Genomic DNA, 14,741 nt, shown 5'->3' on the forward strand with positions numbered 1-14,741 from the left:
TCAGAACTCCGTGTCGATCCAGGACATCATCCCGCGCAGGCGCTTGCCGACCTCCTCGACCGGGTGCTCGGCGTCGCGTCGCTCGAGGGCGGTGAACTGCGGGCGGCCGACCTGGTTCTCGGTGAGCCACTCCTTCGCGAACTGGCCGGTCTGGATCTCGCTCAGGATGCGCCGCATCTCGGCGCGGGTCTCGTCGGTGATGATGCGCCGGCCGCGCGTCAGGTCGCCGTACTCGGCGGTGTTCGAGATCGAGTAGCGCATCCCCGAGATGCCCTTCTCGTACATCAGGTCGACGATCAGCTTGAGCTCGTGCAGGCACTCGAAGTACGCGAGGTCGGGGTTGTACCCGGCCTCGGTCAGCGTGTCGAAGCCCGCGCGCACCAGCTCGGAGAGGCCGCCGCACAGCACCACCTGCTCGCCGAACAGGTCGGTCTCGGTCTCCTCGGCGAACGTGGTCTGGATGACGCCCGCCCGGGTGCAGCCGATGCCCTTCGCGTAGGCGAGCGCGGTCTGCATCGCGCGGCCGCTCGCGTCCTGGGCCACGGCCACGAGGCCCGGGGTGCCGGCGCCCTCGGCGTAGGTGCGGCGCACGAGGTGGCCGGGGCCCTTCGGGGCGCACATCACCACGTCGACGCCCTCCGGCGGCACGACCTGGCCGAAGTGGATGGCGAAGCCGTGCGCGAACAGCAGCGTGTCGCCGGCGTTGAGGCCGGGGCGGATCTCGTCGCGGAAGATCTGCGCCTGCAGCTCGTCCAGCGTGAGGATCATGACGAGGTCGCCCTTCGCGGCCGCCTCGGCCGGCGGCAGCACCTCGAGCCCCTCCTCGCGGGCCGCGGCCACCGACGACGAGTCGGGCCGCAGGCCCACCACCACCGACACCCCCGAGTCGCGCAGGTTGAGCGCGTGGGCGTGGCCCTGGCTGCCGTAGCCGATCACGGCCACGGTCCTGCCGCTCAGCAGGTCGAGATCGGCGTCGTCGTCATAGAACATCGGCACGGTGCGGACTCCGGGTGCTTGGGATGGGCCGGATGCCGGGCGCCCGGCGGAGCGTGGGCGCTCGGGGCTAGGTGACCGACGGGCCGCGCCCGAGGGCGACCACACCGGTCTTGACCAGCTCGATGAGCCCGAACGGGCGCACGAGCTGCTCGAAGTTGAGGAGCTGATCGGTCTCCCCCGTCACCTGGATCGTCAGCGACTCGGGGGTCACGTCGAGGATCTGCGCCTCGAAGATCTCGACGAGCTGGATCACCTCGCTGCGCGTGCTCGCGTCGGCCTTCACCTTCATCAGCGCGAGCTCGCGCGAGACCGTGTTCTCCGGGTCCATGTCCCGGATCTTGATCACGTTGACGAGCTTGTCGAGCTGCTTCGTCATCTGCTCGACGGGGAAGCGGCTCGTGTCGACGGTGATCGTCATGCGCGACCGGTCGGCGTCCTCGGTCGGGCTCACGGCCAGCGAGTCGATGTTGTAGCCGCGGCGGGTGAACAGGCCCGCGACACGCGAGAGGACGCCCGGCTTGTTCTCGACCAGGACGGAGAGGGTGTGCTTCACGGGCGGGCAGCATACCCGACGGGCCCCCCGGGCCGGGGCGCCCGCCGGGCGGGCGCTCAGCCCGCCGCGACCTTCTCGCGCACGAGCTCGCCCACGCGGGCGGGATCGGCGCGGCCGCCGGTGGCCTTCATCGCCTGCCCCACGAAGAAGCCGACCACCTTGTCCTTGCCGCCGCGCAGCTGCTCCGCCTGGGCCGGGTTGTCGGCCAGCAGGCGCTCCACGAGGGCCACGAGCTCGCCTTCGTCGGAGATCTGGCCGAGGCCCTTCTCCTCCACCACCCGCGCGGGCGGGGCGCCGGTGCGCACGACCTCGGCGAGCACCTCCTTGGCGAGCGGCACCGACAGCGTGCGGTCGCCGAGCAGGGCGAGCAGCTCCGCCATGCGCGCCGGGGTGACGGCGCTCTCCCAGGGCTCCTGGCCGAGCTCGCGCAGCTGGGCGCGCAGCTCGCCGCGGATCCAGTTGGCGGCCGCCTTGGGATCGGCGCCGGTCGCGACGACCGCCTCGAAGTACGCGGCCAGCTCGGCGGGCTCCGAGAGCACCTCCGCGTCCTCGAAGGTCAGGCCCAGGTCGTCGGTCCAGCGCCGCCGGGTGACCGCGGGCAGCGCGGGCAGGCCGGCGCGGAGCTCCTCCACCCAGGCCCGGTCCGGCACCACCGGCACCAGGTCGGGCTCGGGGAAGTAGCGGTAGTCGTGCGCCTCCTCCTTCGAGCGCAGGGAGTGGATCTCGTTGAGCTCCGGGTCGTAGTGGAGCGTCTCCTGCGTCACCCGGCCGCCGGCCTCGATGATCCCGATCTGGCGCGCGATCTCGGCCTCCATGCCGCGCTCGAGGAAGCGGAAGCTGTTCATGTTCTTGAGCTCGGTCTTGGTGCCGAGCCCCGCGCTGCCGGCGGGCCGCACGCTGACGTTGGCGTCCGCGCGCATGGAGCCCTCCTCCATGTTGCAGTCGCTCACGCCGAGGCGCCGCAGCGTGGCGCGCAGCTGGCGCAGGAAGGCGCCCGCCTGGGCGGGCGTGCGCAGGTCCGGCTCGGTGACGATCTCGAGCAGCGGCGTGCCGCCCCGGTTGAAGTCGACGCCGGAGGCCTCGGCCCCCGCCCGCCGCCCGCCGCCGCCCACGTGCACGAGCTTGGCGGCGTCCTCCTCGAGGTGCGCGCGCGTGATGCCGACCTCGAACGAGCCCTCGGGCGTCAGCACCTCCACCCGGCCGCCGATGCAGATCGGCTCGTCGTACTGGGAGATCTGGTACGCCTTCGAGAGGTCGGGATAGAAGTAGTTCTTGCGGTGGAACTGCGAGCGCGGGGCGATCTCGCAGCCGAGCGCGAGGCCGGTGATGATCGCCAGCCGGACCGCCTCGCGGTTGACCACCGGCAGCACCCCGGGGTGCGCCAGGCAGACCGGGCAGGTGTGCGTGTTGGGCGGGTCGCCGAAGCGCAGCTCGCAGCCGCAGAACATCTTGGTGCGGGTGGCGAGCTGGACGTGGATCTCAACGCCGATCACCGCCTCCCAGCCGGTCGCGGCCGTCGTCATGCGACCCCCGGCGGGGCGGGCGCGAAGGCCAGCGCGCCCTCGAGCGCGTGGGCCACGTCGAGCAGGCGGTTCTCGCTGAAGGCCGGGCCGGCGATCTGCAGGCCCACCGGCAGGCCCTCGGAGAGGCCGCACGGGATGGAGATCGCCGGCAGGCCGGCGAGGCTCACGGGGATCGTGCAGACGTCGGAGAGGTACATGGAGAGCGGGTCCTCGATGCGCTCGCCGAAGCGGAACGCCACCGTCGGCGATGTCGGCGACAGCAGGAAGTCCGTCTCCGCGAACGCGGCGTCGAAGTCGCGCCGGATGAGGGTGCGGACCTTCTGCGCGCGCAGGTAGTACGCGTCGTAGTAGCCCGAGGCGAGCGCGAAGGTGCCGAGCATCACCCGCCGCTTGACCTCCGGCCCGAAGCCGTCGCCGCGCGTGCGCTCGTAGTGCTCGAGCAGGTCGGCGGCGTCCTCGTGGCGGGGCCCGTAGCGGATGCCGTCGAAGCGGGCGAGGTTGGCCGAGCACTCGGCGGGCGCGATGAGGTAGTAGGTCGAGACGCCGTATGCGCTCGAGGGCAGGCTCACCTCGCGCACGCTGCCGCCGAGCTCCTCCACCCGGGCGACGGCGGCCTCCACCGCCGCCCGCACGCCCGGCTCGACGCCCTCGCCCATCAGCTCGCCGACCACGCCGAACGTCAGGCCGCGCAGGTCCTCGGCCGAGGGCACGGCGACCGGCTCGGGCCAGTCGAGCGACGTCGAGTCGCGCTCGTCCCGGCCCACGATGTGCGACAGCAGCAGGGCGGCGTCGCCGACGGTGCGGGTGAACGGGCCCACCTGGTCGAGCGACGAGGCGAAGGCGATGAGCCCGTAGCGCGACACCGCGCCGTAGGTCGGCTTCATGCCCACGATGCCGCACAGGGCGGCGGGCTGGCGGATGGATCCGCCCGTGTCGCTGCCGAGCGCCCACGGCGCCTGGAAGGCCGCCACGGCGGCGGCCGACCCGCCGCTCGAGCCGCCCGGCACGCGGCCGGGGTCCCAGGGGTTGCGCGTGGGCTGGAAGGCCGAGTTCTCGGTGCTCGACCCCATGGCGAACTCGTCCATGTTGGTCTTGCCGATCACGATCGCCCCGGCCCGCTCGAGCCGCTCGACGCACGTCGCCGTGTAGAGCGGCCGGAAGCCCTCGAGGATGCGCGACCCCGCGGTCGTGGTGAGGTCGCGCGTGGAGAGCGCGTCCTTGATCGCGATCGGCACGCCCCCCAACGGCGGGCGCTCCGGCATCGCGTCGATCTCGGCGGCCCGTGCCCGCGCCCGCTCGGCGTCGATCGCCAGGAAGGAGCCCCACCGGTCGTCCTCGGCGCGCGCCAGGTGCGCGTCGACCAGCTCGGCCGCGCCCACCTCGCCCGCGTGCAGGGCGCGCACGAGGTCGCGCGCGGTGCGCTCGTGCAGGGCGGTCACGGCTCGAACCGCGGGACGGCGAAGCGCTGCTCGACCACCTCGGGGGCCTCCCGCAGCGCCTCGTCCGCGGAGAGGCTCGGGTGCGGGACGTCGTCGCGCATGACGTTCTCCAGTGCGAGGACGTGGGTGGTGGGCGGCACGTCGTCCAGGTCGAGCGCCTGGATGGCGTCGACGTGGTCGAGGATGGTGGAGAGCTCCTCCTTCATGCGGTGCTCCTCGTCGTCGTCGAGGTGCAGCCGCGCGAGGCGGGCGACATGGCGGACGGTGGCGTCATCGATCACAGCGGGGAGCGTATCGGAGCGATACGGGTCGACGGCCGTGCGACAAGGCGTACGGGCGCCCTCTTGCGGGGCGCCCGGGACGCGCAGATGGCGCCTGGCCGGCGCCATCTGCAAACGGCGGCACCGCCTTCGGCGGGACGGGCCGCCTTGCGCGCAGGCCGCCCGGATCGACCGGGCGGCCTGCGCCGGTCGCGGGCGGCGACCGGCGGAGCGGCGCGTTCCCGGGCCTCCTACACAGGCGGTGGGAGGCTCACCAGCACGGCCACGCTCACGAGCAGCGCCGCCGCGACGATGAGCTCGGCGCGGACGCTCGTCCGCAGGGCGGCGCCCGCGCCGCGGTCGTCGGGGTCCAGCCCGAGGGCGGCCCGCTCCAGGCGCGGGTGGACGATCATCCGGTTGTAGGCGCCGCCCACGAGCAGCACGGCGAACAGCGCCAGCTTCACGACGAGCGCGCGGCCGTAGCCGGTGTCGAGCAGGTCCGCGAGCGAGGCCTCCGCCAGCGCCCGGTAGACGCCGGTCACGACCAGGGTCGCCACGGCCGCCATCGCGATCGCCGAGAAGCGCACGACCACGCCCGCCGCCAGGCGCACCCGGTCGGCCTCACCCAGCGCGGCGACGGCGGGCAGGGCGAGCGTCACCAGCCCGAGCAGGCCGCCGATCCAGAGCGCGGTGGCGCCGTTGTGCAGGGCGTCGATCACGATGTTCGCCGTGCGGTCGCCCCCCGACGACGCGTGCCCCGACCAGGAGAGCACGGCGAGGGCGACGGCCGGTGGCGCGCCCAGCGCGATCGCCCAGCCGGCGCTCGCGGGGGTGCGCCCCCGCCCGCGCGAGCGCAGCGCGAGGCCCGCCAGCGCGGCGAGCGCCAGGCACGCGACGCCGGCCCACCAGGCGGCGCCGGCGCGGGTGCCGACGAGCAGGTCGCCCAGGGCGCGCGGCCCCTCCCGCAGCTCGCGCAGGGTCGCGACGGGCGCCAGCAGCAGGCCGGCCGCGCCCGCCGCCACGAGCGCCCACCAGGCGCGCCACCAGCCGGCCGCCGCGCCCGCTAGCGCCGCCGCCGCGGCCTCGCGGAAGCGCGTCGCCTCCGCGCGCGGCTCGCCGGGCGCCACCACGCCGCCCGCGCGCACGGCGGGCGCCGCCACGGCCGCCGCCAGCCCCACGAGGCCGAGCAGGCCGAGCGGCGCCCCCAGCACGAGCAGGCGCGCAAGGAGCGTCAGCGGGCCCCGCCCGGAGCGCGCCGGCACGACCGCCTCGCCGGGTTCGGGCGCCGCGGCGCCGGCGCCCAGCCCGAAGGCGCCCCCGGTCACGTGCCCGTCGCGCGCCAGCGCCCGCCACCGGACCACCAGCGGGCCGCGCGCGCCCTCGCGCACCGGCGCCACGATCACCCGCGAGCTGCCGGGCGCCCGCCGCACGGGGCCCGACACCACGTCGCCGCGGCGGTCGGTCACCTCCAGCAGCAGGAACTCGTCCTCCACCGGCGCCGAGAGCACCAGGCGCACGTCGCCGGGCGGGCCGGGCAGCCGCTCCCCGGCGGCTGGGTCGGCGGAGCGGAGGCTCGCGTGGGCGAGCGCCGTCGCCGGCAGGAGGGCGATGAGCAGGGCCGCCGCGAGCGGGCCGGCGAGCCACGGGGGGACGCGCACGGCGGCGACGCTACCAGCCGCGGGCGTCGCCCCGGACGGGGCGCCGGGCTACCTCAGGAGCACGTGGACGAGGACGATCGCGAACGCGGTGGCGACGAAGCTGGTGGCGGCCAGGCGGAACTCGCGGACGACCATCGGGGACTCCGGGGCGGCGTGGGCTCTGCCACCCCTGTCGGCACCCCGGGCGCCGCACCTGAGCGCGGCGGCGCGTGGGTCAGCGCGGCGCCGGGCCCGCCGCGAGGTCGTAGAGCGAGGCCCGCGAGATGCCGACCGCCGAGATCACCGTGGTCGAGCCGCCCTCGGTCCAGGCGACGACCACGCGGCCGCGCACGTCCAGCGAGCGCAGCAGCAGGCCGTTGCGGCCGGAGCGGCGCGCGTCGTCGGGCACCCGCACGGGCGCGCCCGCGATGCGGCTGTGGCCGATGCGCCGGCCCGAGCGCTGCCAGACGACCGTCTCGACCCGGCGCCCCTCCAGCACGTCGCTACGGGCGCCGATCGGCACCCACCCCGCCCGCAGCGCCCAGCGCGCGAACCCCGACGGCCGGTCGCCGAGCGGCGGCGTGCCGGCCTCCACGGCGCCGTCGTGCAGGGCCGCCACCTCCTGCACGATCCGGTGCGGGGCGTCGGCGCGGGAGGCCCCGAAGACGAGCGCCAGCCCGGCCGCCAGCACCGCGATCGCCGCCCCCACGCCGGAGCCGAGCGCACTGCCGCCCGGGTCGTCGGTCGCCGCCATCGGGTGATCTTGACACCACCGCCGCGGCGCTCGCCGGGGCTACCATGGGGCGCCATGGCCCTCCTCCGAAGCGCCCGCACGCCGGCCGGGTTTGCGTGGATCACCCTCGTGGCGCTGGCCATGCTGTGGATCATCGTGCCGAGCGGCGCGATCGTGCGGCTGACCGACTCGGGCCTCGGCTGCCCCGACTGGCCGCTCTGCGAGGGGCGCGTCGTGTCGGCCTCGGCCCACCACGCGCTGATCGAGTCGACCAACCGGGTGCTCTCGGGCATCGTCGGGGTGGTCGCCGTGGTCACCTTCCTCGCGGCGCTGTGGCTGCCGGGCGCACCGCGCGGCCTGCGGGCGCTGGCCGGCGGGCTGGCGCTCGCCACCGCCCTCCAGATCCCGCTCGGCGCGATCACCGTCGCCTCGGGCCTGCACCCGATGGCGGTGGGCGCGCACTTCCTGCTCTCGATGGTCGCCCTCGCCCTGGCCACGCTGCTCGCCATCCGGGCGCGCGACCACCGCGACGGCCGCGCGCGCCGCTGGGAGCCCCGGCGGGGCGTGATGGCGGCGTTCGTGGCGGCCGCCGCCCTCACGGTGCTCGTGACCGGCGTCGTGGTGACGGCGGCGGGGCCCCACTCGGGCGACGACGACGTCACAGAGCGCTTCGGCGATCTCGTCGTCGCCGCCGACGTCCACGTGAAGGCGGCGTTCGGGTTCACCGCGCTGGCGCTCGTGCTGGTGGCGTGGCTCTGGCGCGAGGGCGGGGTCGACCGGCTGACCCGCCGGGCGGCGGTCGCGGCGGTGCCGCTCGTCGCGCTGCAGATCGGCCTGGGCGAGTACCAGTACCGCAACGGGCTGCCGTGGGAGGTCGTCGTGCTGCACGTGACCAACGCGGGGCTGGTCTGGGCGGCGATCGTCGCGCTCTGCTGGGGCGTCGCGCGCCCCGCGGGCGCGCCGGGTCACCTGCGGCGGGAGGCCACCCGCTGGCAGGGGACGCAGCGCACCGAGTCGGGCAGCACGCGCAACCGCCCCTCAGGGATCTCCGAGCCGCAGTCGACGCAGATCCCGTAGGTCCCGGCGTCGATCGCGGCGAGGGCGGCCTGCAGGCGGGCCTCCCGCTCGCGCCAGCGCAGCTGCTGGCGCAGGTCCCGCTCGCGCAGGTCGGCGTCCGTGGCGGCCTCGGCCGGGTGGTGATGGCCGTCGCCGCGCTCCTCGCCGTCGTCGGCCAGGTCGCGGCGGCGCAGCGCCGCGGTCACCTCGGCGCGCAGCCGCTCCAGCCGCTGGGCATGGTCCTCGTGTGGTGCGCCGTCGCCGGCCATGCGGCGGATGGTACCCGCCGCCGCGGCGGCGGCCTCAGGAGGTCCGGCGCTGCCAGGAGCGCAGCACGAACCAGGCGACCACGAACACCGCGAAGATCAGCGCCGCCACCTCCAGCGCCCCCAGCGCGAGCGCCACGATCTGCGCCACGAACAGGCCCAGCGCGGCCCCCACGAGGATGAGCCCGATGCGCCGCCGCCGCGCGTCGTCGTGTCCGGTCGCCATGGCGGCGCCAGGGTCGCACATCGCGGCGGGACCGGGGGCCGGTGGCCCCGCGCGGGGCTCGTCTACACTGCCCGCCGATGCGCGCACGCCACCTGCTCGCGGCCCTCGCCGGGTCGGCCCTCCTCGCGTGCGCCGTCCCGCAGGCGGCGCTCCCCCAGGGGGGCGTCGAGCGGCACATGACGTGCGTCGCGCCGTCCGACGCGGGGGCGATCGACGCCATGCTCGAGCGCGCGGGCAGCCCGCTGGCCGGCGAGGGCGCGACCTTCGTGCGCGCCGCCACGCGGGCCGGCCTCGACCCGCGGGCCCTCGTGGCGATCGCCGCCCACGAGACGATCCTCGAGACCTACGCGCCGGCGCAGGCGATCCGCAACCCGTTCGGGCTCGGGCCCGGCATCGCGTTCACCAGCGAGCGCGCCGCCATCGAGCGGGCCGCCGAGGTGCTCGGCCGCTACTACCTGGCCGAGGGGCGCACCACGCTGGCGGCCATCGGCGCGAAGTGGGCGCCGGTCGGCGCGGCGAACGACCCCTCGGGCCTCAACCGCCACTGGACCTCGGGCGTCGGCACCTACCACGCCGCGCTCGGCGGCGACCCCGACCAGCCGGTGCTGCTGGCCGACCAGGCCGCGCTGCCAGGCTGCGCCGGCGCGCCGGCCGCGCCGGACGGCCCGCGCCCGGACGGCCCGCCCGTCGTGACCGCCTGGGGCGGCGCGCCGCCCGCGCCGTCGCGCCACGGCGCCGACCCGGCCACCGGCCGGCCCGCCGTCGTGGAGGGCTTCGTCTTCCCGCTCGCCCTGCCCGAGGGCGCCCCCGCCGCCTACCGCGACGCGTTCGCCGAGCCCGGCGCGACGGAGTGCGCCGGCGCCCGCCGCCAGTGCGCGGTGACGGTCGCCGCCGAGCCGGGCGACCCGGCGGTGGCGATGGCCGCCGGCACCCTGCGCGCCGCGTCGGCGCCCGAGCAGGAGGCCGGCGTCGCGTTCTGGATCGAGACGCCCGCGGGCGACCGGCTCGGGTACGGGCCGCTGGCCGCCTACGAGGGCGGCGTGGCCGACGGCCGGCCGGTGGCCGCGGGGCAGCACCTCGGCGCCATCGCCGGCTGGGTGCGGATCGCCTGGGAGCGCGACGGCGCCCGCATCGACCCCTTCCCCATGCTCGCGGCCACCCGGCCGCCCGCCGGGGGCTGACGCCGGGGCCGGTGGGCGCGGCGGCCGGCGAGGTGCGCGCCGCCCTGACGCGCTTCGCCGCGCGCTACGCCGACGGCCGCTTCTTCGACGCCCACGAGGAGCTCGAGACCGTCTGGCGCCGCTCGCCCGAGCTGCCCATGCGCTTCCTGCAGGGTCTCATCCAGTGGGCCGTCGCCTTCGAGCACCACCGGCGCGGCAACGCACACGGCGCGCGGGCCCTGCTCGACCGCGCGCTCGCCAACCTCGCGATCGTCCCGCCGGGGTACCTGGGCGTCGACATCGGCGCCTGGCGGGCCGCCGCGCCGGGGCTGCGGGCCGCCTTCCTCGCCTGGGAGCGCGGCGGGCCGCGCCCCGACGCGCCGGCACCCCGCTTCGTGCCCCCCGCGGGCCCGACGTAGGCTTCGGCCGACGCCCCCGACCGGAGGTCCACGTGAACGCCGTCGTCCTCACCGAGACCGGCCCGCCCGAGGTGCTGCGCCCGGGCACGGCGCCCGACCCGTCCGCGGGCCCGGGCGAGGTGGTGGTCGCGCTGCGCGCCGCCGCCCTCAACCGCCGCGACGTCTTCGTGCGCAAGGGCGTCGCCCCGAGCCCGCTGCCGGTCATCCCCGGCTCCGACGGCGCCGGCGTCGTGCACCGGACGGGCGCGGGCGTGCCCGGCGTGGCCCCCGGCGACGAGGTGATCGTGCTGCCCTCGCTCGGCTGGGGCGACCGCGAGGACGCGCCGGCGCCGGGCTTCCGCATCCTCGGCGGCCCCGACGACGGCACCTACGCCGAGCTGGTGCGCCTGCCCGCGGCCAACGTCCTCCCCAAGCCGGGACGGCTCTCGTGGGAGGCCGCCGCGGCCATCCCGCTCGCCGGGCTCACCGCGTACCGGGCGCTGGTCACCCGCGCGGGCGTGCGCCCCGGCGAGACCGTGCTGCTGCTCGGCATCGGCGGCGGCGTGGCGACGATCGCCCTCCACATCGCCCGCGCGGCCGGCTGCAGGGTGATCGTCACCTCCTCGTCGCCCGAGAAGCTCGACCGGGCGCGGGAGCTGGGCGCCGCGGCGGGCGTGCTCTACACCGAGGAGGGCTGGCCGGAGGCCGTGCGCGAGGCCTCGGGCGGCGGCGTCGACGTGGTGCTCGACTCGGTCGGCAGCACCTGGGCGGACAGCATCGCCTGCGTGCGCCCCGGCGGCCGGGTGGTCGTGTTCGGCGGGACGGGCGGCGGCCGGGTGGGGCTCACGGTGCGGCCGGTGACCATGGGACAGGTCTCGCTGCTCGGCACCACGATGGGCAGCCCGCGCGACTTCGCGAGCCTGCTGCGGCTGGTGGAGCACACCGCGTGGGAGCCGGTCATCGACTCGGTGCGCCCGCTGGCCGAGGTCGCGGCCGCGCACGCCCGCGAGGAGGCCGGGGAGCACTTCGGGAAGCTGGTCCTGTCGATCGGCTGAGCGAGCCGGCCGCCCGCGCCCTCGCGGCGGCGCGCCGCGCCACCGGCCGCCTCGCGGCCGGGGGCGGCCCGCCGCCCAGCCTGCCGGCCGAGGCGATCGCCGCCGCGCTCGAGGACGACCCGGCCGCGCGCGCGCGCTCGACGCCGCGCGCGCAGCCGCCGCCGCGACGACCCCGGCGAGGGGCCGCCCCCGCCCCCGCGCGCGCGGCGCGCCGCGCCCGCGCCGAGCGGGCGCACGCGGCGGTCGACGCGCTGCTGCTGGCCGGCGAGCTCGTGCCGGACGGCCCGGGGCGGGTGCGCCTGCCCGGCTTCGGCGCGGCCACCTGGCGCGCGGTCGCGATCCTCCGGGAGGGCGGCGGGGACCCGGCCGCGGCGCGCTGGGCGGCCGCGGTGGCCCACGAGCCGGCGGCGGACCTCGGCGCGGCGGCGCCCGCGTTCCTGCGCGACCTGCCGCCGCCCGGCGCCCTCGCGGCCCCGGCCCGGCGGCTGCTCGCGGCGGACGCCGAGCGTCAGGACCTGCGCGACGCCCTGCTGCGCGCCGGGCCCGCGGCGGCGGCGGCCCGAGCGCGAGGCCACGAGGCGGCGGCGGCGGCCGTGGAGCGGGACTGCGCCCGGATCGAGGGCTGGATCGCCGAGCTCGACCGGCGCGCGGCCGCGCGCTGGGACGAGGGCCTGCGGCTGGCCGCGGACGCCCCCCGCCCGGTCAGGCCAGCCGCTCCCTGACCCGCCCGTCGCGCACCTCCACCCGGCGGCCGACGCGCACCCGCTCCAGCATGCGCCGGTCGTGGGTGATCAGCACGAGGGCGCCCGCGTAGTCGTCGAGCGCTTCCTCGAGCTGCTCGATCGCCTCGAGGTCCAGGTGGTTGGTGGGCTCGTCGAGCACCAGGCAGGTGACCTCGCGGGCGGCGAGGATCGCCAGGAGGGCCCGGGTGCGCTCGCCCGGCGACAGGTCGGCGGGCGGGCGGGCGACGCGGTCGGCGTCCAAGGCGAACTTCGCGAGCAGCGTGCGCGCCTCCTGGCCCGTCAGGCCGGTGCGCTCGGTCACCGCGTCGAGCAGGCGCGCCGCGCCGAGCAGCCCGGTGCGCTCCTGCTCGATCTCGCCCACCACGGCGGACGGCCCCCGGCGGGACCTCCCCGCGTCGAGGGCCACCCGCCCGAGCAGCGCGTCGACGAGGGTCGTCTTGCCGGCGCCGTTCGGCCCCGTGACGGCCACCCGGTCGCCGCGGCGCACCTCGAGGTCGACCGGGCCCAGCGTGAACGCGCCGCGCCGCACCACGGCGCCCTCCAGCGCGGCGACCACGTCGCCGCCGCCGGCGCCCGGGCCCAGGCGCAGCTGCAGGCGCCAGCCCTCCCACGGCTTCTCCACCGGGGCCAGCCGCTCGAGGGCGCGCTCGGTGGCGCGCACCTTGGAGGCTTGCTGCTCGGAGCGCTCGGCCCGCATCGCGCGGCCGATGCGGTCGGGGTCGCGGGGGCGCTTCTTCTCGCGGCGCACGCCCTCCTCCGACCACGCCCGCTGGCGGCGCATGCGCTGCTCCAGGCGGCCCCGCTCCTCCCGGTAGCGGCCGTGCGCCTCGTAGGCGCGCTCCCGCTCGATCGCCTGCGCGCGGGTGTAGTCGCTCCAGCCGCCCGCGTACTCGCGCGCCTCGTGGGTGGGCTCGACGATCGCCACGATGCGCCGCGCGCAGGCGTCGAGGAAGGCCCGGTCGTGCGACACGGCCACCACGGCGCCCCGGTGGCCGTCGACGATGCGCTCGAGCAGGGCCAGCCCGTCCAGGTCGAGGTCGTTGGTGGGCTCGTCGAGCAGCAGCACGTCGAGCCGCGCGAGCAGCATCACGGCGAGGCCCACGCGCGCCGCCTGGCCGCCCGAGAGCGCCGACATGGGGACGTCCAGGCGGCCGGCCGGCAGGCCGACCTCGGCCATCGCCGCGCCGGTGCGCGCCTCGAGGTCGTCGCCGCCCAGGGCCAGGAAGCGCTCGAGCGCCTCGGAGTACTCCTCCACGACGCCCGGGTCGCGCTCCAGCGCGCGGGTGAGCGCGTCGAGGCGCTCGGCCGCGGGCCCCACGCCGGTGCGGCGGGCGATGTGCCGGGCCGCCGTCTCGGGGCCGCGCGGGCGCCCGCGCTGGTCGAGCAGGCCCACGCGCAGCGCCGGCGGCGCCAGCCGCACTGCGCCCGCGTCGGGCGCCTGCAGGCCCGCCATCACGCGCAGCAGCGTCGACTTGCCGATGCCGTTGGGGCCCACGACGCCGATCCGTGCGTCGTCGGGCACGATCAGCGACACGCCCGACAGCACCGGGCGGGGGCCGAAGGCGACCGAGACGTCCTCGAGGGCGAGCATCCGGGCAGGTTGGCAGACCGGGCCGGTAGGGTGCGCGGCCGTGGACCGGACCCTGCTCGCCGCGCTCGCCGAGGCGCACGGACCCTCCGGGCGCGAGGAGCGCGTCCGGGCGATCGTCGCGCCCGAGCTCGAGGCCCTCTGCGACCGGGTCGAGGTCGACCCGCTGGGCAACCTGTCCGGCATCCGCGACGGCGACGGGCCGCGGCTGATGCTGGCGGCCCACATGGACGAGATCTCGCTGATGGTCACCCACGTGGAGGAGCGCGGCTTCCTGCGGGTGATCCCCGTGGGCGGCTGGGACGCCCGCACGCTGGTGGGCCAGCGGGTGCGCGTGCACGGCCGCGAGGAGCTCGAGGGCGTGGTCGGCATGACGCCCGTCCACCTGCTCGACGAGAAGGACCGGGGCAAGAAAATCGAGGTGACCGACCTCGCCATCGACCTCGGGCTGCCCGGCGAGCGGGTGCGCGAGCTGGTCCGGCCGGGCGACAGCGCCACCCGCATCCGCGCCCTGCGCCCGCTCGGCGACCTGGTCACGTGCAAGGCGCTCGACGACCGGGTGGGCGTCTACGTGCTGATCGAGGCGCTGCGCGCCGCGGGCCGCTCGCCCGCGCAGGTGATCGCGACCGCGACCGTGCAGGAGGAGGTCGGCCTGCGCGGCGCGCGGGTGGCGGCGGCGCGCATGCGGCCGCACGTGGCGCTCGCCATCGACACCTGCCCGGCCGACGACGGGCCCGGCACGCCCGCGGACGGCCCCTCGACGCGCCTCGGCCGGGGCGCGGCGATCCGAGTCATGGACGCGAGCGCGATCGGCGCCCCGGCGATGGTCGACCTGCTCACCCGGATCGCCGACGAGGCCGCCATCCCCCACCAGTTCCACGTGGCAAACCGGGGCGGCACCGACACCGGCAGCCTGCAGCTGTCGGGCGACGGGGCGGTCGCCGGCTGCGTCTCGATTCCCACCCGCTACGTGCACTCGAGCGTCGAGGCCTGCCACCCGGACGACATCGACGCGGCGGTACGGCTGGTGGCCGCCTTCATCGAGCGGGTGGGCGAGCTGCCGCTCGCCCCGGGCCGCGGCTAGCGGTACGCCGCCGGAGCGGCGGGC

At 77.3% G+C, this 14,741-nt stretch carries 16 protein-coding genes; 6 read left to right on the top strand and 10 right to left on the bottom strand.

What is annotated here, in order from left to right:
- The 7 genes from ilvC to ITJ85_RS09620 form a co-directional block, all read right to left on the bottom strand.
- The gene (gene ilvC, locus ITJ85_RS09590) at positions 1-990 is read right to left on the bottom strand and encodes a ketol-acid reductoisomerase (RefSeq protein WP_281412181.1); all 990 of its coding nucleotides are present in this window, start codon (positions 988-990) and stop codon (positions 1-3) included.
- 73 nt (positions 991-1,063) lie between these two features.
- Positions 1,064-1,549 carry an acetolactate synthase small subunit gene (gene ilvN / locus ITJ85_RS09595; RefSeq protein WP_217912878.1) on the bottom strand — a complete coding sequence of 162 codons (486 nt, stop codon included), beginning with the start codon at positions 1,547-1,549 and terminating at the stop codon, positions 1,064-1,066.
- Between the two features lie 56 nt (positions 1,550-1,605).
- Positions 1,606-3,072: an Asp-tRNA(Asn)/Glu-tRNA(Gln) amidotransferase subunit GatB gene (gatB, locus tag ITJ85_RS09600; protein WP_217912879.1), complete on the bottom strand. Its 1,467-nt coding sequence runs from the start codon at positions 3,070-3,072 to the stop codon at positions 1,606-1,608.
- A complete protein-coding gene (gene gatA, locus ITJ85_RS09605; protein ID WP_217912880.1) occupies positions 3,069-4,511 on the bottom strand; it encodes an Asp-tRNA(Asn)/Glu-tRNA(Gln) amidotransferase subunit GatA in 1,443 nt (480 codons plus the stop codon). The genes gatB and gatA overlap by 4 nt, the downstream gene beginning before the upstream one ends.
- Entirely contained in the window at positions 4,508-4,792 is a 285-nt protein-coding gene (gene gatC / locus ITJ85_RS09610) for an Asp-tRNA(Asn)/Glu-tRNA(Gln) amidotransferase subunit GatC (RefSeq protein WP_217912881.1), read from the bottom strand. The genes gatA and gatC overlap by 4 nt, the downstream gene beginning before the upstream one ends.
- 230 nt (positions 4,793-5,022) lie before the next feature.
- Positions 5,023-6,429: a copper resistance CopC/CopD family protein gene (locus ITJ85_RS09615; RefSeq protein ID WP_217912882.1), complete on the bottom strand. Its 1,407-nt coding sequence runs from the start codon at positions 6,427-6,429 to the stop codon at positions 5,023-5,025.
- Between the two features lie 214 nt (positions 6,430-6,643).
- A complete protein-coding gene (locus ITJ85_RS09620) occupies positions 6,644-7,162 on the bottom strand; it encodes a hypothetical protein (RefSeq protein WP_217912883.1) in 519 nt (172 codons plus the stop codon).
- A 54-nt stretch (positions 7,163-7,216) separates the two neighbouring features.
- Here ITJ85_RS09620 and ITJ85_RS09625 point away from each other — a divergent pair, with 54 nt between their 5' ends.
- Positions 7,217-8,218: a COX15/CtaA family protein gene (locus ITJ85_RS09625; RefSeq protein ID WP_217912884.1), complete on the top strand. Its 1,002-nt coding sequence runs from the start codon at positions 7,217-7,219 to the stop codon at positions 8,216-8,218.
- On the opposite strand, the gene ITJ85_RS09630 is transcribed toward ITJ85_RS09625, so the two are convergent.
- Together ITJ85_RS09630 and ITJ85_RS09635 are read right to left on the bottom strand one after the other, a co-directional pair.
- Entirely contained in the window at positions 8,107-8,466 is a 360-nt protein-coding gene (locus ITJ85_RS09630) for a TraR/DksA family transcriptional regulator (RefSeq protein ID WP_217912885.1), read from the bottom strand. The genes ITJ85_RS09625 and ITJ85_RS09630 overlap by 112 nt on opposite strands.
- Positions 8,467-8,500: 34 nt before the next feature.
- On the bottom strand, positions 8,501-8,689 hold the full coding sequence (locus ITJ85_RS09635) for a hypothetical protein (RefSeq protein ID WP_217912886.1): 189 nt from the start codon (positions 8,687-8,689) through the stop codon (positions 8,501-8,503).
- Positions 8,690-8,766: 77 nt separating this feature from the next.
- On the opposite strand from ITJ85_RS09635, the gene ITJ85_RS09640 reads away from it, so the two are divergent.
- From ITJ85_RS09640 to ITJ85_RS09655, 4 genes are all read left to right on the top strand, one after another.
- Positions 8,767-9,870 (top strand): hypothetical protein, encoded by a 1,104-nt coding sequence (locus ITJ85_RS09640; RefSeq protein ID WP_217912887.1) that lies wholly within the window; start codon positions 8,767-8,769, stop codon positions 9,868-9,870.
- Positions 9,871-9,881: 11 nt separating this feature from the next.
- Positions 9,882-10,268 carry a DUF309 domain-containing protein gene (locus ITJ85_RS09645; protein WP_217912888.1) on the top strand — a complete coding sequence of 129 codons (387 nt, stop codon included), beginning with the start codon at positions 9,882-9,884 and terminating at the stop codon, positions 10,266-10,268.
- Between the two features lie 32 nt (positions 10,269-10,300).
- Positions 10,301-11,302 carry a zinc-binding dehydrogenase gene (locus ITJ85_RS09650; protein WP_217912889.1) on the top strand — a complete coding sequence of 334 codons (1,002 nt, stop codon included), beginning with the start codon at positions 10,301-10,303 and terminating at the stop codon, positions 11,300-11,302.
- A gap of 272 nt (positions 11,303-11,574) precedes the next feature.
- Positions 11,575-12,024, top strand: coding sequence for a hypothetical protein (locus ITJ85_RS09655; protein ID WP_217912890.1), 450 nt, complete (start codon positions 11,575-11,577; stop codon positions 12,022-12,024).
- On the opposite strand, the gene ITJ85_RS09660 is transcribed toward ITJ85_RS09655, so the two are convergent.
- Positions 12,005-13,636 (bottom strand): ABC-F family ATP-binding cassette domain-containing protein, encoded by a 1,632-nt coding sequence (locus ITJ85_RS09660; protein WP_217912891.1) that lies wholly within the window; start codon positions 13,634-13,636, stop codon positions 12,005-12,007. The two genes, ITJ85_RS09655 and ITJ85_RS09660, sit on opposite strands and share 20 nt — an antisense overlap.
- Positions 13,637-13,676: 40 nt before the next feature.
- Between ITJ85_RS09660 and ITJ85_RS09665 the strand changes: the two genes are divergently transcribed.
- Entirely contained in the window at positions 13,677-14,717 is a 1,041-nt protein-coding gene (locus tag ITJ85_RS09665) for a M42 family metallopeptidase (protein ID WP_217912892.1), read from the top strand.
- The last annotated feature ends 24 nt before the right edge of the window (positions 14,718-14,741 follow it).

Origin of the sequence: Miltoncostaea marina (genome assembly GCF_018141525.1) — a bacterium.
GTDB lineage: Bacteria > Actinomycetota > Thermoleophilia > Miltoncostaeales > Miltoncostaeaceae > Miltoncostaea > Miltoncostaea marina.

Excerpts from the sequence above, each read along its gene's own strand:
- ITJ85_RS09635 (WP_217912886.1), bottom strand. The coding sequence starts at position 8,689 with ATGGCGACCGGACACGACGACGCGCGGCGGCGGCGCATCGGGCTCATC.
- ITJ85_RS09625 (WP_217912884.1), top strand. The coding sequence starts at position 7,217 with ATGGCCCTCCTCCGAAGCGCCCGCACGCCGGCCGGGTTTGCGTGGATC.
- gatB (WP_217912879.1), bottom strand. The coding sequence starts at position 3,072 with ATGACGACGGCCGCGACCGGCTGGGAGGCGGTGATCGGCGTTGAGATC.
- ITJ85_RS09630 (WP_217912885.1), bottom strand. The coding sequence starts at position 8,466 with ATGGCCGGCGACGGCGCACCACACGAGGACCATGCCCAGCGGCTGGAG.
- ilvC (WP_281412181.1), bottom strand. The coding sequence starts at position 990 with ATGTTCTATGACGACGACGCCGATCTCGACCTGCTGAGCGGCAGGACC.
- ITJ85_RS09620 (WP_217912883.1), bottom strand. The coding sequence starts at position 7,162 with ATGGCGGCGACCGACGACCCGGGCGGCAGTGCGCTCGGCTCCGGCGTG.
- ITJ85_RS09640 (WP_217912887.1), top strand. The coding sequence starts at position 8,767 with ATGCGCGCACGCCACCTGCTCGCGGCCCTCGCCGGGTCGGCCCTCCTC.
- ITJ85_RS09660 (WP_217912891.1), bottom strand. The coding sequence starts at position 13,636 with ATGCTCGCCCTCGAGGACGTCTCGGTCGCCTTCGGCCCCCGCCCGGTG.